This is a genomic window from Staphylococcus sp. M0911 (assembly GCF_003491325.1).
Lineage (GTDB): Bacteria > Bacillota > Bacilli > Staphylococcales > Staphylococcaceae > Staphylococcus > Staphylococcus warneri_A.
In genome coordinates this window covers 663,902-683,465 of the sequence record NZ_CP022881.1, presented here as the reverse complement: position 1 = coordinate 683,465, position 19,564 = coordinate 663,902, and the positions used below count along the sequence as shown (strand labels likewise).

Sequence of the window (19,564 nt, the reverse complement as noted above, 5' to 3'; positions counted from 1 at the left end):
CCTTAAATAGTATTGCTTCTATTATAAAACTTGTTGGACAAAGTGACAAAAACCATACATAAAACAAGCGAAACTATAATGATGAATATCATCTAAATATAGTTTCGCCAAAATGATTTACATTAAGTTTAAGAAATCATTATTATTTCATCAGCAAGCGTATGTGCCTCTTCATTTGAATGTGTAACAAAAATAATTGGTATGTTCCATAATTCATAAATTTTATGGACTAGGTTCATACTCTCTCTCTTAGTGTTGTCGTCTAAACTAGAGAAAGGTTCGTCTAAAAGTAATAAGTCGGGTTTAATACTTAATGCTCGAGCTAATGCTACACATTGTGCTTCCCCTCCAGATAATGTGATAGGATATTGATCAACTATATGTGTAATGTTAAGTGTATCCATAACATAATTGATATGATCGGAATATTGTGCCATAAAAGTAATATTCTGTTCCACCGTTAGATGTGGAAATAATTGATAGTCTTGAAATAAATAACCAATACATCTCTGTTGAATTTTCATCTGTGTTCGTTTAGATGTACTAGTAAGCAATCGTTGATTCACTTCAATTTCAGCTTGATCCGCTTTTTTTAGACCCGCAATCATATTTAATATAGTAGTCTTCCCTATTCCAGATGGTCCTTGTATAGCATAAATCTTAGGAGCATCATCATTTATATGAATCTCAATATTGCGCTGATTAATCTTGTGTGAGATGTCAATTTTCAACATTTAATCACGCTCCCTGAATTTATCATAATTCATTAAATTGATCGTCATGATGACTACAATAGAGAATGCTACAAGTACTAAGACCCAAAGCCAAGCTTGATTTTCTTTACCTTCAACTACTAAGAAATAAATTTCTAATGGTAATGTATTTGTTTTATTAGGAATGTAACCTGCTACCATTAATGTTGCACCAAATTCTCCAATTGCTCTCGCAAAGCTCATCACGATACCAGATAATATATAGCGTTTCGATAACGGAAGTACAATACGATAAAATATTTTACTTTCACTTGCGCCCATTGTACGTGCAGTATCTAACATACGTTTATCAATACTATTAAAGCCTTGAATCGTATGTTGGTACATAAGCGGAAAACTTACTATCACTGAAGCGATAACCGCCCCTGTTAGTGTAAATACTACTGGCAAATGTAATATATTATTGAAGAATTGACCTATAATTCCTCGTGGTGAAAAAACAATAAGTAATATAAACCCCATCACTGTTGGCGCTAAGACGATAGGTAATAAGATGAAACTCTCCACTATTTTTACCCATCGCTTTTTACGATGGTATAGCCATTTAGATACTATGATACCTAATATCATGACGATGATCGTACTCATTGTTGCTATACGGATAGATATCCAGAATGAAGTTAAGTCAGGCATGAAAGACAACTCCTATGCTGAGAACTGATAGTCTTTGATAATTTGTTTAGCTTTATCTGTTTTTAAGAAGTCCATCCATTCTTTAGCTAATTTTTTATCAGAAGTAGCTCCCGCTTTATAAGTGATTGGTTTTGATAACTTCACTTGTTTAATTTCTTTTACATTATCAATTTTTTTCTTATTTTTATATAAATCTGTTTTATATACAAATCCTTGTTGCGCATTACCTTTTTGTACATAATTCAACACTTGTTTAACATCTTTTGCATAAATGACTTTGTCCTTAACAGTATTCCATAAGTTGTTTTCTTCTAAATATTGTTTACCATATTTACCTGCTGGTACTGTTTCGATTTGGCCTAAAGCCAATTTATCATTTCCTTTTAAATCTTTAACAGAATGATAGTCTTTGTCTTTTTCACCAATAAGTACTAAGTTATTTTTAGCATAATTATATGTATTATGTGCTTTCTTTTTATTTTTCAAGATATCAACATCTTTGGTATTAGCTGACATAATGACATCAACAGGTGCACCTGATTCAACTTGTTGTCTTAAGGCACCTGAACCGCCATAGTTGAAGTCAACTTTCGCCTCTTTATGTTCTTTTTCAAATTCTTTTTTCAATTCTTTACTTACATCTGTTAAACTTGCTGCTGCTGAAATTTGTAATTCCTGTTTCTTACCATTATCAGCCTTGTCACTTTTTTTACCATTGTCAGTAGATGAATTCGAACATCCTCCTAACACAAGTAAACTCATTAACATCATTACAAAAATACTTTTATATTTCATTATAGAACCTCCTTAATCTCTATTATACTTCAAGTTATATATAATTTATTATGACATTTTCGTGTAAACATTTGATAGCAATTATTAATTTCAACCTTTTCTTAATTCTATAGTACATAATAATTTAAAATATATCATTAACCCTTTAATATATTAATTATAGAGATAAAGGGAGTAAAGATATGAATAGAGATATATCATCTAATCAAAATATTGTACGATATGAAAATGGACAACTAAAGGAAAGTGTTGACACATATGTAACTGAATTCCCATTAACTATTATGGTAAATGGCGAAGAATTTGCCACTGTTATTTGTAGCCCTACTAATATGGAAGAATTAGTTTTGGGCTTTCTAGCTTCTGAAGGTGCCTTATTAAAAAAAGATGAATTAAAGTCCATTCAAATTGATGATAGCAAAGGCTTTGCCCATGTCGAATTAACAAAGTCTCTAAATGACCGCTTCGAGTATTCCACTAAACGCATGATTGCTTCATGTTGTGGTAAAAGTCGCGAATTTTATTTTCAAAATGATGCCGCTACTGCTAAGACATCGCTTTCTAAAATTACAATCACACCTCAACAAGTATTGAATATGATGACTCGTTTACAAAGTGCAAGTACGATATTCAAACAAACAGGTGGTTTGCATAATGCAGCAATTAGTGATGGTGATGCATTTTTTGAACATCGACAAGATATTGGACGTCATAATGCACTAGATAAGCTATATGGTTTTTGTATTCAAAACCATATACCTGTTAGAAATAAAGTTTTAATATTCAGCGGTCGTATTTCGTCAGAAATTTTAATCAAGGCTGCTAAAATTGGCGTGGGTGTTATATTATCTAAGTCAGCGCCTACTACACTTGCGATTCAACTTGCACATGATTTAAACATCACAGCAGTAGGTTTTATTAGAGATGGTAATTTCAATATATATAGCCACCCTGAACGTATTAAAGCTGCTAAAGATTCTACCGAATAAGTCGAATCTTTAGCAGCTATTGTTATATTTTTTCTTTTAAAACTTGATATCTAAAACTACGATAGACATACCCTTGTTTCAAATACATGTCTTTAACTGTATCTTCACCATCGGCAACTAACATCACTGGTCGGTCACCGGCTAGTTCACCTACAAATGATTGCATCGTTTGTCCGATACCCTTTCTTTGGTAGTCCTCTAAGACACCAAAACCATCTATTTCAACCGAGTTTTTATTTTCAATGATGTCTACAATACCAACAGGTTGAGCGTTTAAATAGCTAATCATTGGTGTTGCTCTATTAGTATTAAAATTTTGTTTAACATTCTTAACGCTTTGTTCCGCAAATTTTTTACCAAATGGTAAAGAAAATTGATAATAAATATCAAGATAGTCTTGCAAGTTCCCCTTATTAACTTTGACTAATGTGACGTCATTTCTTTTGTTTAATTGAGCTAAATCATGTCCTTCTATCAGATAAAATTCTAAGACACCCAATTTAAATCCTAGTTCTTTAAATAAATCAAACCAAGCTTCATTAAGATACTCATTTTCTGGGAAATAGAAGGATAAATGGTCAGATCCTTGTGCAACATGCATTTCTTTTTGAGTTTCAATATCTGTTAGCCATTGCACTTGTGTCGGACACTGATGATATAACCATGTATTATTGGAATATTGCAGTGCATCAGTCGGTGTTAAATAAATGGTTTTACGTGCATCTTCTGATAGCATATTTCCTTCTAAATAAATGTCTGATATCGTCAAATGTTTCATCCTTATCCCATCCCTGTTGATAATTAGAATCGTTTATCTTTCTTATATGAAACATTGTCTTACAGTCATTTTATTTAATCAACTGTTTGAATCGAGAATGATTCAAAATCGTTGCGCCTACTAAACTTGCTATGATCGCTTTAATAATGTCACCTGGCATAAATGCTAACGATAATTTAATAGATTCTTTTACTGGGATATTTGTAATGAATCCCATAATGATTGTTCCTAAAATATCTAACCCAAGAACGCCTACCACTAAAGTCACAACGAATAAGATAATAAAATTGATTTTATGTAAATATTTATCTCTAACCCATCCGATAAAGAAAGCAACAAATGGATATAAGAATAAAAATCCTGCAGATGGACCAGCAAATGCACCTATACCGCCACGTCCACCAGATAAAACTGGTAATCCTACTGCAGCTAATAATAAAAAGATAACTACACATAATGTACCTAATTTTCTACCTAAAATGATACCTGCTAAGAATATACCAATATTTTGTAATACAATTGGAACTGGCATGATTGGTAACGGAACCCCAGGGACTAATCCTAAAACACAAATGATTGCAGCCATTAGTGCTGTGTATACTAAATCTTTTGTACTCAATATGTTCATCCTCCTTACATGAAGATGATTATACCACTAATGTAAACCTAAGTGAATATATAGTTTACATTATTTTGCTCGTTTTGCTAAATCGCCTATATAGTTAAAGAACTTATTGCGTTCTACGTAATTGATCATATTAATCTCTCTACCATTATCCCTTTGAACAGTTCTACCTTGACTCGGACCATGAGCAATTACATCTACATTTAGTTTTACTGATTTAGTTAATTTTGGATTTCCAACATAAGCTGTCGTAAGTACATCCCATAAGAAATACGTTGAATTAGTAACAAAATGAGTTAATGGTGGGACTGCTGCATAACTAACACCTAAGAAATCAATACCTGTAAAATGACGCTCATCAGCCCAACGTTGTCTTACATCTAAAGTTAATGGGACTTGGTTTGTACTTTCTAGTGCAACCATGTCTATTTTAATTTCACTATCAAATACTATTTTAACTGCTTCTGGATCCCAAAAAGCGTTCCATTCTGCAGTGCCATCATGTTCGGGTTCTTCAACGTTCCCTTTTTCTAGAAATGTTCCGCCCATCCAAACAAGTTTTTCAATTTTATTTTCGATTGTTGGATCAGTTTTTAAAGCCTTTGCTAAATCTGTTAATGGTCCAGTAAATAGTAGAATGAGCTTATCTTCTGCTTTTTTAAGTTTATCTATAATATCTTCATAAGCTTCAAGTGTGTTTTCTTTTGACTCAGCACTGGCCACTTTTTCATTTAAAATAGGTAATGCATCCATGAAGAAAGCATGCATTCTCCAATCTTTTGGAAATGGATTTTTGCCTCTTTCATAAGATGGTGCAACATCAAGTTTTTGCTTCGAAAAACGGTTAATTATTTTTATAGATGCACTTAAAGATGGCTCTAAGTAACAATCTGCTCCAATTGTACTAACTCCTACTAGTTCTACATTCTCCATATGTATAAGTAAAAATAATGATACTAGATCATCGACGCCACCATCATGATTAAAATAAACTTTTTTCATAGATGATTCTCCTTTAATTGTATTTAAACATATTATAATTATGAGCTATTTCATTATATCTAATAATTACAAAGATTACACAAAAGAATAAAAAGAAGTTGAGCCATCGACCATGACTCAACTTCATCTTTATTGATATTGATTAATTAGTATCCATTAATTTTTTCTTTAAATCTTTACGCATAAAGTCTAAACTGTATGGATCATTGTACCAGTATGTTTCTGCTTTCACTTTAATGACTTTATCATTTTTAACTGCCGACAAGTTTTTCCACATATTAGTTTTTTCATAAGCTGGTGTCGCTTTGCCTTCACTTGTTGAAACAATGTAATCGCCAGCGTATTTATCAACTTTTTCTTGTTTTACTTCAGCAAATCCTGCTTTTTTAGTTAAATCATCAACTGCTTTAGGCATTTTTAAACCAAATGCTTGATAAAGAATTTCACCACCACGGCCCCAATGATCGCCGTAAGTATATAATTTCTTATCAAATTCATCAAAAATGGTTACAGTTTTATCTTTACCAATTTTATCTTTGATTTCTTTACCATCTTTAGCAGTTTGATTTTTCCACTCTTTTTCCCATTTTTTAACTGCATCTTCTTTACCTAGTAATTTACCTAATTCCTCTTGTTGTTCTAAATAATTGTGTTTTGCATAGTTAAATGGAACAGTTGCTGCAATTTTCTTGTATTTTTTTATATTTTTATTTTGATCTAATACGATAATTAAATCTGGTTTTTCTTTGGCAACTTTCTCAACATCGTCGTCACCAACTTTAGTAACACCTTTGAATTTGTCTTTTAAAACATCACTTTGATCGACTTGGTTACTTACTGCTACAACGTTACCACCTAGTTTTTTTACGCCACCAGCATATGATGGTGCAACAACAGCAATACGTTTTGGATTTTTAGGAATATCAATTTTTTTCCCATCATCCGTTTTGTAAGATTTTGTTTCTGCCTTTTTATCAGACTCTTTAGAGCCATTCCCTGAATTGTTACCACATGCAGCTAATAACAACACTAGTGCTATTATAGGTAATAATAATTTTTTCATATTTTCCTCCTATTGAAAACGATTATCAATTTCATTAAAATTATACAAGATTGCATGTAGTTTTACAATAAGATTTTATAATAATTAATTTGATATTTTACAATGAATGTCAACCTAACTTACATTAAACCAGTAATACTTTTAGCTATATTAGTATATGCCATATCTTCCATTGGTGGATTATGAAGTCCTGCTCGCATGTCACGATAATATCTTTGTAGTGGTCTCTCCATCTCCAGACTCTTAGCACCAACAATTCTCATCGCTAAATCTACCACTTCCAAGCCTTGATTTAGTACTAGGACTTTACTTGCAGAAGTTTCATTCCAAATATCCGTATCTTTCTCATATAATTGATATCCATGAGCAGTACTCCATAGAAAATGTCTTGCAGATAATAAAAGTGATTCCATTTTACCTAGATTTTGTTGTACTGTCGGAATTTCAGCAATTGTTCCCTCTATGCTATTAGGACTATATGTTTTTGCAAAATCTACTGCATAGTCTCTTGCTGCTTGAGCAATACCTAAATATACACTTGGAATATGCAATATCCATCCATTCAATGATGGCTTACGTTGATGTTCTACAAAATATTGTTCAGGTATCTTCACATCATTTAATACTAAATCATGACTTTCAGTTGCTCGCATACCTATCATGTTCCAATTATCAGCAATATCTACGCCTTCAAAGTCTCTAGGAACCAAAAAGAAACCCACTTGTCCTAGTTCTTCTACATAAGCACCAACCACAAAGTGTGTTAACGCCTTACTCATTGATGTAAAAGTTTTGACACCATTTAAGACATATCCGCCATCTACTTTGACTGCGTTTGTAGCAGGACGACCACCTCGTGTAGGACTACCAGTTTCTGCTTCACTCACTGCACGATTAACAAGTGCACCCTTCTTCACTTCTTCAGCAAATTCATCTAACAAATCTTGTGCCCACATTTGTTGTTCATAAAGCTGACCAACTACACTTAAATGCCAACCGATAGATAGTGCAGTTGCACCGTCAATACTTGCTAAATATGTTTGTAGTATCACCATATCTTCAATTGTTCCACCCTCACCACCATATGCTTTAGGTAAGGTTAATAATGTATATCCTTCATCAATAAGCCATTGTACATTTTCATATGGAAAACGTGATTCAATATCATTGTTTTCTACATACGATTTAAATTGATCTTCTACTGATTTAAATTTTTCTATCCATTTTCGTTGCAACTCAGTTTGGATTAATAATGATTGTCCCATTTCTTCACCTCATTAACGTATTACTTTTAGCTTAATTATTCTTAGTTTAACACTCGACATTATTAATTAAAAGTACCGAAATCACAGAATTCCTACTTTACCGATAAGAATTAATGTGATAAGTTAATTTTAATGAAAAAGGGAGGTTAGCAACTTGATCAAAGTAGAACATTTATCTCATTTTTACCATTCAAATCAAGTGCTTAAAGATATTAATTTTTCACAGCAAAGGGGAACAGTGACAGCTATTATAGGTCCAAGTGGTTCTGGGAAGACCACTTTACTCCGTACATTGAATGCTCTTGCTATTCCTTCAAAAGGACAAATCACAATTGATGAGTGCCAGTTCAATGTCGAGCAACACAATAAAAAAGATATTTCACACCTGAGACAACAATCAGCAATGGTCTTTCAAAGCTATCAACTATTTAAAAATAAAACTGTGCTTGAAAACATAACTGAAGGTCTTATTTATGGCCAAGGTAAGAGTAAAAAGCAAGCTATACATATTGCTGAAGAACATTTGCGTATGGTTAATTTAATTGCACATAAGGATAAATACCCAATTCAACTTTCCGGAGGTCAAAGCCAACGTGTAGGCATCGTACGCGCACTTGCACTTAAGCCCAAAGTCTTACTATTAGATGAACCTACTTCAGCATTAGATCCTGAGTCTATTCAAAGTATTTTAAACTTAATCAAAAGTATCGCACAACAAGGTATGACGATGGTTATAGTGACGCATGAAATTAGCTTTGCACAAGCGATTGCCGATCAAATTTTGTTTATTGATAACGGAGAATTAATTAAACAAGGCACACCTAACGATGTACTACACCAACCAAGTAACGAACGCATCCAACGTTTTATTCAACGAATTAAAACAGAGGAGGATGCAACTTGAAACATATTAGAATGTATTTCATATTAACCATTCTCATATTAAGTGTCTCTCTTCTTTATTCATGCTCAAATGACAAAGCACAACACGCAACGAAATCACATCCCAAAGAAGTTAAAGTCGCACTTTCAGCTGAAGTTAACCCACCCTATCTGTATACCGATAAAAACAATCATTTTATAGGGCTAGATATGGAATATATGAAACTATTAGAAAAGAAATTACCGCAGTATGATTTTAAATATGAGGTTGGCGAAGAAGAATCTAATTTAGTAGGTATTGGTTCTAAAAAGTTTGATATGGGCATTAATTGGTTCTTTAAAACGCCTGAAAGAGAGAAGCAGTTTTTATACCAAGATGTGCCGTATAGTTACGCACTACCTATGCTCGCAGTTAATAAGAAGAATAATGATATACATCAACTCAGTGACTTAACTCAAAAAAGGTTAACACCTATGGCTCCGAGTGGCGGTTTATTTTCAATATTAAAGCAATATAATCAGACTCATGATAAAAAGATAGATATAGATACGATTCAATCACCTTCTAACGGTGACAACTTGAAGATGGTTGGTAATGGACGTCGTGACGCTATGTTTCTAAATTGGAATACATATAAAGCTGTTCAAGACAAAGTTCACGAAGACGTTAAGATTGGTGGCATCGTAAAAAAAGAACCGCTTCATATTGTTTACAATAAAGATAACCAACAATTACATGATGATATCGATCAAGCGACACGTGAATTAAAAAAAGAAGGCAAGCTTCAACAATTATCTCAAAAATACTTTGATATCAATGTGTTCGATGATTTAAACAAGATCAATCATCACAAAGATCAATTGGAGGTGAAATAGCTAAATGTCTGCTACACAATGGTTAGATTTATTTAAACAAGTTGTCCAACAATTGCCCATTACTTTAGTCATGATAATATGCGCACTCATATTATCCACTATATTAGGTTTAATACTTACTATGATTCGTATAAAGCAAGTGCCCTATCTATCAACATGTGTAAGAGTCTATCAATCATTTATGAGAAGTACACCACTTCTTCTTCAATTATTTTTAGTTTACTTTGCCTTACCTCAATTTCTATTAATATTTCATATCAATATTAATCATTTCGATCGATTATTTTTTATTATTTTAGCATTCAGTCTACATAGTGCAGCCTATTTATCTGAAGTATTTCGAGCAGGTTATGTATCGGTAGATTATCGTCAAATTGAAGCTGGGCTTTCAGTAGGATTAAGTTATCCAAGAATCTTAAAGGATATCATTATACCGCAAGCATTAAGAAACAGCATACCCAATTTAACAACTCAAATCATTGAACTCATAAAAGATACATCATTAGCTTTCACTATTGGCATTATAGATATGATGGGACAAGTTCAACTGATTATTGGAAATAATTATGGGTTAGGTATGTTAGAAGTATATGTTGTGATTTGTATTATCTATTGGTTACTTGCATTAATTATTCAGGGAACATTTACAATTATCAGTAAAATTTCAGAAAAGCCTTATCAAGTTTAGGGGGACATTCAAGTGACTTTTATTTTCCATACTATTATTGAAGTTTTAAAAGGTGTACCTAACACTTTAGCAGTAACTTTAATTGCCATGTGTGTAGGTATACTAATTGGATCCATATTTGCTCTGATTCGTTTACATCAAATTCCTGTACTATCTCAATTTGTAGTTATCTATAATTCATTTTTTAGAAGTACACCATTAATAGTACAATTATTTGTGTTTTATTATGGCGTCCCAGCATTCATTCTTTTGTTTAACGCCATATGTCATACATCTATGAATCCAGATATGGTCCCTCCTTTATTGATTGCAGCTATCACTTTTTCATTACATGCAACGGCTTACTTATCCGAATCAATTAAAGGTGGTTTACTTTCAGTAGATACAAAGCAAATTGAAGCCGCACAAACTGTAGGATTATCAAAATGGAATGTTTATCGACGTATTGTATTTCCACAAGCATTTGGATATGCACTACCTAATATTGAAAACCAATTTATTATGTTATTAAAAGGGACTTCCCTTGCTTTTGCTGTCCAAGTAACAGAAATAATGGCAATTAGTACTGAAATGGCTAATGAAGGCTATCAATTTGTACCAGTTTATACTGTCGCTGCAATATTTTATTGGGCATTAGCGATTATTATTGAGCTCATCTTCCATAAGTTAGAACACCATACAACCCATTATTTAGTGTCATAAAATAAAACTCTGGAACACGCTTTTTAATAAGCGTGCACCAGAGTTTTTTAACTAATTTTTGTTCTCGAGATTTCTATGAGGACGACCAGCAAATAACATGATCCATGTTGCTAGAATAAATGGCATCGTCAATGATGGTAAACCAATGGGTTCAAGCATTGTATTCAAACCTAAATTCAATAAAACAGTTAATAATAAACCGAGGAATGTTGAGAAATATGTATTGATACTCGTCTTGAATGTGGTACCTAATGCTATTGCTGTTAATATTAAATTATAACCAAATAAACCTTGATTAATGTCATTCACGTTACCACCTAACATAGCTACAATAACAAAACCGAGTACATTACCTAAAATGGCATATACCGTTGCTTTTCTAGAATCGATTAAGATCCCAATTAATATGAGCAAACCTGCCCATATACTAGGTAAGATAAACACTTCACTAAATCCTTCTAAAGTGGTTTTAATGATATTTACATGTTCAGAACTATGGTTCTTCACAATGGATTCTACAGTTCCCGGAATAATATTCAACGGTGTTTTGACCGCTCTCACTTGTTCTGATATTGAAATAGCAAACCAAGTTACAATAACAAATGGTGCTGTTAACATTGCTATACCATAAGGCTTTAACCATTCTCTAATAGCTGAACCAATTGGTAAAGTTAACACAGTAGCTACTACCGTTATCAAAATACCTGCCCAATTTTCGTTTAAAAATAATGTTAATCCAATGGCAGTTAACACTGGACTAAAACCCGCTAAACCATCATTAATTTCTTGTTCGGAATAGTTAACATGTGGCGCTAATACATATGCGATTATACTTCCAACGAGTGCACTTAATCCCACTTTCCAATTACCAATAAATAAAGCAATTAACACTAATAATCCTGTGTAATGATTATTAATTAATAACACTTGGGATATATTCTTTAAAATAATACTTACTGCTTTCATGACATATGCCCCCTAATTTCATAATTATCATGATACATCACTTTTTAAAAAATGTGTATAAATATGTTATTTACTCTTTTTATATAATATGCGTATTAATAAAATTAAATGTTTTTATAATTGCATTCTAAAAATCAAATATTTTGTGCCTTTTATTTAAAATTTGAAACTTATCGACTCATTATACTTGTTAATTATTAAAAATCGTCCTAATATAAAATTTGCAAGTTTATTTTGCAATTATAAATATTTGAAAGAAGGGATTATTTTGCATTTTACACAACGAGAGCAAGATAAATTAATGATTGTTGTGGCTGCAGAAGTTGCTCGTCGCAGAAAAGCACGAGGCCTTAAACTAAACCATCCAGAAGCACTGGCTTTAATTAGTGACGAATTATTAGAAGGCGCAAGAGATGGAAAAACAGTAGCTGAATTAATGAGCTTTGGTAAAACAATTTTAAATGAAGAAGATGTAATGGATGGTGTTGCAAGTATGATTACTGAAATCGAAGCAACATTCCCAGATGGAACTAAATTAATCACTGTCCATCATCCAATAGTTTAAGGAGGACGTTAATATGATTCCTGGAGAAATTAGAATTAAAAATACAGATATTGAAATTAATCCAAATTCACCAGAAACGGTACTTGAAGTAAAAAACACTGGAGATCGCCCTATTCAAATAGGCTCACATTTCCACTTTTTTGAGGCTAACTTAGCTTTGGACTTTGAACGCAACAAAGCTTACGGTAAACATTTAGATATTCCTGCTGGTGCAGCTGTCAGATTTGAACCTGGAGATGTCAAACAAGTCCAACTTGTAGAGTATGCAGGTAATCGTAGAATTTATGGCTTCCGCGGATTTGTAAATGGTCCAATCGATGGTTCCCGTGTATATCGTCCAACTGGCGAAGACGATAAATATGCAGGTGTATTCAATGACGAAGGCCATGATAATGTCAATAAAAAAGGTGGTACGAAATAATGAGCTTTAAAATGACACAATCACAATACACAAGTTTATACGGTCCAACCGTTGGTGACGCAGTAAGATTAGGTGATACTAACCTATTTGCAGAAGTTGAGAAAGATTATGCTAATTATGGTGACGAAGCTACTTTCGGTGGTGGGAAATCTATTCGTGATGGTATGGCACAGAATCCTAACGTAACTCGTGATGATAAAAATGTAGCCGATTTAGTTTTAACGAACGCAATGATTATCGATTATGACAAGATTGTTAAAGCGGATATCGGAATTAAAAACGGCTATATTTTTGCAATCGGTAAAGCGGGTAATCCAGACATTATGGATAATGTGAATATCATCATCGGTAGTACAACAGATATCATTTCTGCTGAAGGAAAAATCGTAACAGCTGGTGGTATCGATACTCATGTTCACTTTATCAATCCTGAGCAAGCCGAAGTTGCTTTAGAAAGCGGTATTACAACACATATCGGTGGTGGTACTGGTGCTTCAGAAGGTGCAAAAGCAACAACTGTAACACCTGGCCCTTGGCATATTCATCGTATGTTAGAAGCTGCAGAAGCATTACCTATCAATGTTGGTTTCACAGGTAAAGGTCAAGCAGTCAATCATACAGCACTTATCGAACAAATACACGCGGGTGTCATTGGCTTAAAAGTGCATGAAGACTGGGGTGCTACACCATCAGCATTAAGTCATGCGTTAGACGTAGCAGATGAATTCGATGTTCAAATTGCACTTCATGCCGATACATTAAACGAAGCTGGATTTATGGAAGATACAATGAAAGCTGTCAATAATCGTGTCTTACACATGTATCATACTGAAGGCGCTGGTGGCGGACATGCACCAGACTTAATTAAATCAGCTTCTTATTCAAATATTTTACCTTCATCTACTAACCCTACACTACCTTATACACATAATACTGTAGATGAGCATTTAGATATGGTTATGATTACACACCATTTAAATGCTTCAATTCCAGAAGATATTGCATTTGCAGACTCACGTATTCGTAAAGAAACCATTGCTGCTGAAGATGTATTACAAGATATGGGTGTTTTCAGTATGATTAGTTCTGACTCACAAGCGATGGGACGTGTCGGTGAGGTCATCACTCGTGCATGGCAAACTGCTCATCGTATGAAAGAACAACGTGGTCCATTAGAAGGCGATTCAGAGTATAACGATAATAATCGTATTAAACGTTATATTGCGAAATATACAATTAACCCTGCTATTACACATGGCATTTCTGACTATGTTGGTTCAATTGAATCTGGTAAATTAGCTGACTTAGTATTATGGGATCCTGCTTTCTTTGGTGTTAAACCTGAGCTTGTAGTAAAAGGCGGTTTAATAAATGTAGCAGTTAATGGTGATGCTAATGGTTCTATCCCAACCTCAGAACCTATGAAATATCGTAGAATGTATGGACAATATGGCGGTAATATTACTCATACAGCTATGACATTTGTGTCTAATACTGCTTATGAAAATGGTATTTACAGACAACTTAATTTACAACGTATGGTAAGACCTGTTAAAAATATCCGTAACTTGACTAAAGCAGATATGAAGAATAACAGTGCGACACCTAAATTAGATGTTGATCCACAAACATATGAAGTTTATGTTGATGGGGAAAAAATTACAAGTGAACCAGCAACTGAGTTACCATTAACTCAAAGATACTTCTTATTCTAGGAGGATGCAAATTAATGATTATCGAAGAGATTCAAGGCAATATAGCCAATTTATCAGCTGAAGAAAAAAATAAGCATGTTGAGAAAGTTTATCTAGAAAATTCTGATCTAGTTAAACGTATTCAACGTGTTAAAACAGATCACAGTAACGAATTAGGTATCCGATTAAAACAACCTATCGACTTACAATATGGTGATATTTTATATCAAGATGAAACCAATATGATTATCGTAGATGTTAATTCTGAAGATTTATTAGTGATTAAACCACGTAATTTAAAAGAAATGGGAGATATCGCCCATCAACTTGGTAACCGTCATTTACCAGCACAGTTCACAGAAACTGAAATGTTAGTTCAATATGACTATCTTGTTGAAGATTTACTAAAATCTTTAGGCATTCCATATAGTCACGAAGATAGAAAAGTAAATCAAGCATTTAGACATATAGGTCATTCTCATGATTGATCATCAAAATTTACGTTTATTTCAGTTCTGTGATTCACAATTTCCGACGGGTGCTTTCAGCCATTCATTCGGATTAGAGACCTATATACAACGTGAATCAGTCAATAATGATGTCACTTTTGTGCAATGGTTAAAACTATTTTTAAATGAACAACTAACGTATTCGGATGGTCTTGCGATGAGAATCGTTTATGAAGCTCTTGAAGCAAATGACTTAGATAAGATTTTACGTATGGATCAACTTATATTCGTACAAAGTATTCCTAAAGAAACACGTGTTGGTGCAAAACAAATGGGAACTCGTATGGTAAAATTAGCGATGGAATTATACGATAGCGAATGGATTAATTGGTATCATGAACAAATGAAAAATAAAAAAGCCAAATTACATCCAGCTATTTGCTTCACTATGCTTGGCTATCACTTAGGTGTTGATATAGAAACAATCATTGATTATTACCTTTATCAAAATGTATCAAGTTTAACACAAAATGCAGTGAGAGCTATCCCTTTAGGACAAACAGCGGGTCAAAAAGTGGTTACACAAATGGTGTCATATATAGAAGAAACGAGAAATCATATTTTATCACTTGATGAAAGCGACTTTGGTATGACAGCACCTGGTTTAGAATTAAACCAAATGGAACATGAAAATGTTAATGTAAGAATCTTTATTTCATAGGAGGTATCAGTATGACTGAACCAATTAAAATTGGAATTGGTGGTCCTGTTGGTGCAGGTAAAACCCAATTAATAGAAAAAGTAGTCAGACGTTTAGCTAAAGACATGAGTATCGGCGTTATAACAAATGACATTTATACAAAAGAAGATGAAAAAATCTTAGTTAATACAGGTGTCTTACCTGAAGATAGAATTATCGGTGTTGAAACAGGCGGTTGCCCTCATACAGCAATTCGTGAAGATGCTTCTATGAACTTTGCTGCTATTGATGAGTTATTAGAACGTAATGATGATATTGAACTAATCTTTATTGAATCTGGTGGCGATAACTTAGCAGCGACATTCAGTCCTGAACTTGTTGATTTTTCAATTTATATCATTGACGTAGCTCAAGGTGAAAAAATCCCTCGTAAAGGTGGACAAGGTATGATTAAATCAGACTTCTTCATCATCAATAAAACGGATTTAGCACCACATGTTGGCGCGTCATTAGAACAAATGGCTGAAGATACAAAAGTATTTAGAGGCGACAGACCATTCGCGTTTACTAACTTGAAAACAGATGAAGGTCTTGATGAAGTGATTGAGTGGATTGAACGAGATACATTACTTAAAGGATTATCGTAATGTCTCAACAAGCTTGGACAGGTCAACTTGATTTAACCGTATTTAATAATGGCAGTCGTTCAGTTGCACGTGATATCTTTTTTGAAAAAGCATTAAAGGTTATTCGTCCTGTATATTTAAACGGATCAAACATCCCTACTTTCTATATTGTCAACGTAGGTGGCGGTTATCTAGACGGTGACCGTTATTCAATGAATTTCAATATTGAAGATAATGCAAGTGTCACGTTGACTTCTCAAGGTGCAACCAAAATTTATAAAACATTAAACGACCGAGTTGAACAATATCAAACATTCCATTTAAAACCAAACGCATACATGGAATATATTGCAGATCCAATTATTGCATATGAAAATGCTAAATTTTATCAACACAATCGCTTTGACTTAGATCAAACAAGTGCCATGTTTTATACCGATATCCTTACACCTGGCTACTCATCAGAAGATAAAAATTTTTCTTATAAATATATGCATTTAGTAAATGAAATATACATTGATGATGAATTAGTGACTTATGACAACCTTATGTTAAACCCTGAAAAAAATTCAATAGATTCTATTGGTTATATGGAAAATTATACTCATTTAGGATCAGCTTATTTTATTCATCCTAATGTAAATCAAAGATTTATCGATGAGGTTTATGATCAAATTAAACATTTTGAGAAAGAATTAAATTGTCGACTTGGCATTTCACAATTACCAACACACGGGCTATCGATTAGAATTTTATCTAACCGTACACAGTATATTGAAAAGATCCTTGAAACAGTTCAAGCTTATATCGCTAATATGCTGTATGATAGAAATTTAAATTTCTTAAGAAAATATTAATATGAATCAAGTGTCAAAATGATTAAAATTTAAAAAGGCTTGGTTGCCATTTGGTAACCAAGCCTTTCTTTATTTGAAAAATAAGGGGCGAAGCTAAATTATGTAATTAAGATGCTATTCAGTTTGTGGTTAATGGATCATTTTTATCGTATCTACAATAAGAAAACATTCATTAACCTTGAAACACACCCATTTTCCAATAAGTTTATAATGATAAACACCTATAATTCCCTAGCTACACGATAAAAGCGTAACAACTAATGCTCCACTTTCTTACTCAATTCCAAAACTTACTTTCCATCACAATTAATTATCTGAATTTGAACCATTAAATATAAAATATAATAAAACAAGTCACTTAGATATATTGTTCTAATTCATCAATGAGTTGCTTAATTTTATCCTTTTGTTCTTTTGTCACAAAAACTATTACTGTACGTTCGTCATGCACGCTTCTCTTTTTAGATAATAAATTTAACTCTTTTAATTTTTGTAATGCTTTAGTTAAGTAATATGGTTTAAATTCAGAACATGTTGCAATTTCTTTAGACGATATTTCATTAGATTCACTTTTTAATATGTAATTCAGAATATAAATTTCTTCATAGTTAAGATTATATTGCTTTTTAGTATCTCTAAAGAATTTTTTCACTTGAAATGTAGCGTCAACTAAATCATTAATATTTTTTATTTTTGCCATTCTAAAACCACTCCTCTGATGCACATCTTGTTGTAGCAAGGTTCACATAATTTCATCTTACTGAATTGATCTCCACCCATGTTACAAAGTTCATTTTAAACAAACAAGTTTAAAAATTCAATAATTTTATTACTCGAATTTGCATTTATATATTTATTTCTTTTCTCAAACATTTATTTAACTTTTTTCAAGGTTATTAAATTAAATATATCACAATTTTACCACTTATTCTGAAAGTGTATATTTTAAATATTTTATAATTCCTATTTGATTAGTTGGTTTTTTACAAATAATAAATTGGCAAGCAATATAAATATAAAAATAACGATATGCCATAATAATGCGAATTGTAATGGCATATCGTTATATATAATTAACAGTATTGTTAATATCTAATTCAAATACTTCATAAATATGTTCGATTAAGCTTGTATTTTTTCTTTTACGAAATCTACAAACGCTTGAACATCGTTAGATTTAAAATCATGCATTGGAATTTGGCCAATATTAAACTCAAATAAAATTGTTTCACCATCGAATTCAATATTGTTAACTTCATCGTAACCAATATTTCTATAATAGAATTGACCATTCATATCTACATTCATAATTAAACGCTCAGATGTAGCTATAAATGCACCCTCAAATTGAGATTGTCCTTGAACTTGGTAATCCATAATTCCTAATACTGAAGGACCTTTCTTCTCTGTTGGAAATAAATCATTAGGATTGACATTATCTAAAATCATACACAAACTCCTTCTATCTTTTACTCACCTATTTATATATCATTAATTCCCTCTTTTAAAATTTCGTAACATGATTCGATAATAGAAACTACTAAGCTCATATTACAATGTTTTATTTTAAGTATGATAGACCGTTCATCTTCAACACATCTTTCTTTTATTATATACCCTTTTTGTTTCAATTTTTTTATATTTGGACTTAAAGATCCAACGCCTCTTTGCGTTTGATATCTCATATACTTTATCGTCATTTCATTTTCATTAATAAGTAAAGTCGCTAACACATATAGTTCTTCTATTGTAAGATTATATTCATTTAGGCATTGATTAATATAACTCATCATTTCATTACAGGTTATATAATACTGAATAGAATGTTTTGTTCTAGCATTTATTATTAATTGATTAGAACTGATGATCTCAAGTAGTTCACTAAACAAAAAATGTATTTTTTCTTTTTGTAATTCAGTTATGGTAATACTCAGTTTGCGCTGGTCTTCATCCTTACGTTCTTTCAATATCCAATGATGTTGGTATAAGTATTTTAACATTTGTAGTATCTTTGTTTTCTGTTCGAACTGTGTAAGATGGTTAAGATCAATATATTTCTCGTTGTTATTCTCGTTGACTAAGAAATAAAGTAATTTAATATGATCAAGTGTTAAATGGTATGAATATTTTAAATAATCATTTGCTCCTTTAATAATCATGTAGTGTGCAATAAAGAGCTCTATTTTTACATTTGACATGATAAACCTTCCCCTTT

At 32.4% G+C, this 19,564-nt stretch carries 24 protein-coding genes; 12 read left to right on the top strand and 12 right to left on the bottom strand.

The features are described from left to right. Positions 1-128: 128 nt before the first annotated feature. The 3 genes from ssp1_RS03170 to modA are packed head-to-tail and all read right to left on the bottom strand — an operon-like array spanning position 129 to position 2,201. The gene (locus ssp1_RS03170) at positions 129-734 is read right to left on the bottom strand and encodes an ATP-binding cassette domain-containing protein (RefSeq protein WP_075778758.1); all 606 of its coding nucleotides are present in this window, start codon (positions 732-734) and stop codon (positions 129-131) included. Continuing rightward, a complete protein-coding gene (gene modB, locus ssp1_RS03165) occupies positions 735-1,406 on the bottom strand; it encodes a molybdate ABC transporter permease subunit (RefSeq protein ID WP_075778757.1) in 672 nt (223 codons plus the stop codon). A 12-nt stretch (positions 1,407-1,418) separates the two neighbouring features. Beyond that, on the bottom strand, positions 1,419-2,201 hold the full coding sequence (modA, locus tag ssp1_RS03160) for a molybdate ABC transporter substrate-binding protein (RefSeq protein WP_075778756.1): 783 nt from the start codon (positions 2,199-2,201) through the stop codon (positions 1,419-1,421). 182 nt (positions 2,202-2,383) lie between these two features. Here modA and fdhD point away from each other — a divergent pair, with 182 nt between their 5' ends. After that, positions 2,384-3,190 carry a formate dehydrogenase accessory sulfurtransferase FdhD gene (fdhD, locus tag ssp1_RS03155; RefSeq protein WP_075778755.1) on the top strand — a complete coding sequence of 269 codons (807 nt, stop codon included), beginning with the start codon at positions 2,384-2,386 and terminating at the stop codon, positions 3,188-3,190. A gap of 22 nt (positions 3,191-3,212) precedes the next feature. Here the strand turns inward: fdhD and ssp1_RS03150 are convergent, their stop codons facing one another. From ssp1_RS03150 to ssp1_RS03130, 5 genes are all read right to left on the bottom strand, one after another. Continuing rightward, on the bottom strand, positions 3,213-3,968 hold the full coding sequence (locus ssp1_RS03150) for a GNAT family N-acetyltransferase (RefSeq protein ID WP_107533126.1): 756 nt from the start codon (positions 3,966-3,968) through the stop codon (positions 3,213-3,215). A gap of 70 nt (positions 3,969-4,038) precedes the next feature. Continuing rightward, on the bottom strand, positions 4,039-4,587 hold the full coding sequence (locus tag ssp1_RS03145; protein WP_118828113.1) for a biotin transporter BioY: 549 nt from the start codon (positions 4,585-4,587) through the stop codon (positions 4,039-4,041). Positions 4,588-4,656: 69 nt separating this feature from the next. Beyond that, positions 4,657-5,595: a nucleoside hydrolase gene (locus ssp1_RS03140; protein ID WP_075778752.1), complete on the bottom strand. Its 939-nt coding sequence runs from the start codon at positions 5,593-5,595 to the stop codon at positions 4,657-4,659. A gap of 142 nt (positions 5,596-5,737) precedes the next feature. After that, positions 5,738-6,658 (bottom strand): ABC transporter substrate-binding protein, encoded by a 921-nt coding sequence (locus tag ssp1_RS03135; protein WP_118828112.1) that lies wholly within the window; start codon positions 6,656-6,658, stop codon positions 5,738-5,740. A 119-nt stretch (positions 6,659-6,777) separates the two neighbouring features. Beyond that, positions 6,778-7,923, bottom strand: coding sequence for an acyl-CoA dehydrogenase family protein (locus ssp1_RS03130; protein WP_075778750.1), 1,146 nt, complete (start codon positions 7,921-7,923; stop codon positions 6,778-6,780). A gap of 154 nt (positions 7,924-8,077) precedes the next feature. Between ssp1_RS03130 and ssp1_RS03125 the strand changes: the two genes are divergently transcribed. From ssp1_RS03125 to ssp1_RS03110, 4 genes are read left to right on the top strand one after another with little or no spacing between them, the layout of a single operon-like run. Continuing rightward, on the top strand, positions 8,078-8,827 hold the full coding sequence (locus ssp1_RS03125) for an amino acid ABC transporter ATP-binding protein (protein ID WP_075778749.1): 750 nt from the start codon (positions 8,078-8,080) through the stop codon (positions 8,825-8,827). Next, on the top strand, positions 8,824-9,681 hold the full coding sequence (locus tag ssp1_RS03120) for an amino acid ABC transporter substrate-binding protein (protein WP_080496617.1): 858 nt from the start codon (positions 8,824-8,826) through the stop codon (positions 9,679-9,681). The genes ssp1_RS03125 and ssp1_RS03120 overlap by 4 nt, the downstream gene beginning before the upstream one ends. A 4-nt stretch (positions 9,682-9,685) precedes the next feature. After that, the gene (locus ssp1_RS03115; protein WP_075778748.1) at positions 9,686-10,369 is read left to right on the top strand and encodes an amino acid ABC transporter permease; all 684 of its coding nucleotides are present in this window, start codon (positions 9,686-9,688) and stop codon (positions 10,367-10,369) included. 12 nt (positions 10,370-10,381) lie between these two features. Next, complete coding sequence (locus ssp1_RS03110) at positions 10,382-11,071, top strand: amino acid ABC transporter permease (protein ID WP_075778747.1); 690 nt, start codon at positions 10,382-10,384, stop codon at positions 11,069-11,071. Between the two features lie 51 nt (positions 11,072-11,122). Here ssp1_RS03110 and yut read toward each other — a convergent pair whose 3' ends face one another. Continuing rightward, complete coding sequence (gene yut, locus ssp1_RS03105; protein ID WP_075778746.1) at positions 11,123-12,037, bottom strand: urea transporter; 915 nt, start codon at positions 12,035-12,037, stop codon at positions 11,123-11,125. A gap of 268 nt (positions 12,038-12,305) precedes the next feature. Here yut and ssp1_RS03100 point away from each other — a divergent pair, with 268 nt between their 5' ends. Genes ssp1_RS03100 through ssp1_RS03070 form a run of 7 tightly spaced genes read left to right on the top strand, consistent with a single transcriptional unit; the run spans position 12,306 to position 17,349 of the window. After that, positions 12,306-12,602 carry an urease subunit gamma gene (locus ssp1_RS03100; RefSeq protein ID WP_118828111.1) on the top strand — a complete coding sequence of 99 codons (297 nt, stop codon included), beginning with the start codon at positions 12,306-12,308 and terminating at the stop codon, positions 12,600-12,602. Between the two features lie 13 nt (positions 12,603-12,615). Next, positions 12,616-13,023 (top strand): urease subunit beta, encoded by a 408-nt coding sequence (locus ssp1_RS03095; RefSeq protein ID WP_075778745.1) that lies wholly within the window; start codon positions 12,616-12,618, stop codon positions 13,021-13,023. Next, positions 13,023-14,738 carry an urease subunit alpha gene (gene ureC / locus ssp1_RS03090; RefSeq protein WP_002450282.1) on the top strand — a complete coding sequence of 572 codons (1,716 nt, stop codon included), beginning with the start codon at positions 13,023-13,025 and terminating at the stop codon, positions 14,736-14,738. Before ssp1_RS03095 ends, ureC begins: the two co-directional genes overlap by 1 nt. 14 nt (positions 14,739-14,752) lie before the next feature. Next, complete coding sequence (ureE, locus tag ssp1_RS03085; protein ID WP_118828110.1) at positions 14,753-15,205, top strand: urease accessory protein UreE; 453 nt, start codon at positions 14,753-14,755, stop codon at positions 15,203-15,205. Beyond that, the gene (locus tag ssp1_RS03080; protein WP_075778744.1) at positions 15,198-15,887 is read left to right on the top strand and encodes an urease accessory protein UreF; all 690 of its coding nucleotides are present in this window, start codon (positions 15,198-15,200) and stop codon (positions 15,885-15,887) included. Before ureE ends, ssp1_RS03080 begins: the two co-directional genes overlap by 8 nt. Positions 15,888-15,898: 11 nt before the next feature. After that, positions 15,899-16,513: an urease accessory protein UreG gene (ureG, locus tag ssp1_RS03075; RefSeq protein ID WP_049425413.1), complete on the top strand. Its 615-nt coding sequence runs from the start codon at positions 15,899-15,901 to the stop codon at positions 16,511-16,513. Then, positions 16,513-17,349, top strand: coding sequence for an urease accessory protein UreD (locus ssp1_RS03070; protein ID WP_075778743.1), 837 nt, complete (start codon positions 16,513-16,515; stop codon positions 17,347-17,349). The genes ureG and ssp1_RS03070 overlap by 1 nt, the downstream gene beginning before the upstream one ends. A 358-nt stretch (positions 17,350-17,707) precedes the next feature. Here ssp1_RS03070 and ssp1_RS03065 read toward each other — a convergent pair whose 3' ends face one another. From ssp1_RS03065 to ssp1_RS03055, 3 genes are all read right to left on the bottom strand, one after another. After that, the gene (locus ssp1_RS03065) at positions 17,708-18,049 is read right to left on the bottom strand and encodes a transcriptional regulator, SarA/Rot family (RefSeq protein WP_002465419.1); all 342 of its coding nucleotides are present in this window, start codon (positions 18,047-18,049) and stop codon (positions 17,708-17,710) included. A gap of 422 nt (positions 18,050-18,471) precedes the next feature. Next, positions 18,472-18,798: a hypothetical protein gene (locus tag ssp1_RS03060; RefSeq protein WP_002450276.1), complete on the bottom strand. Its 327-nt coding sequence runs from the start codon at positions 18,796-18,798 to the stop codon at positions 18,472-18,474. Positions 18,799-18,830: 32 nt separating this feature from the next. Continuing rightward, a complete protein-coding gene (locus tag ssp1_RS03055; RefSeq protein ID WP_075778742.1) occupies positions 18,831-19,547 on the bottom strand; it encodes a transcriptional regulator, SarA/Rot family in 717 nt (238 codons plus the stop codon). Between the last annotated feature and the right edge of the window lie 17 nt (positions 19,548-19,564).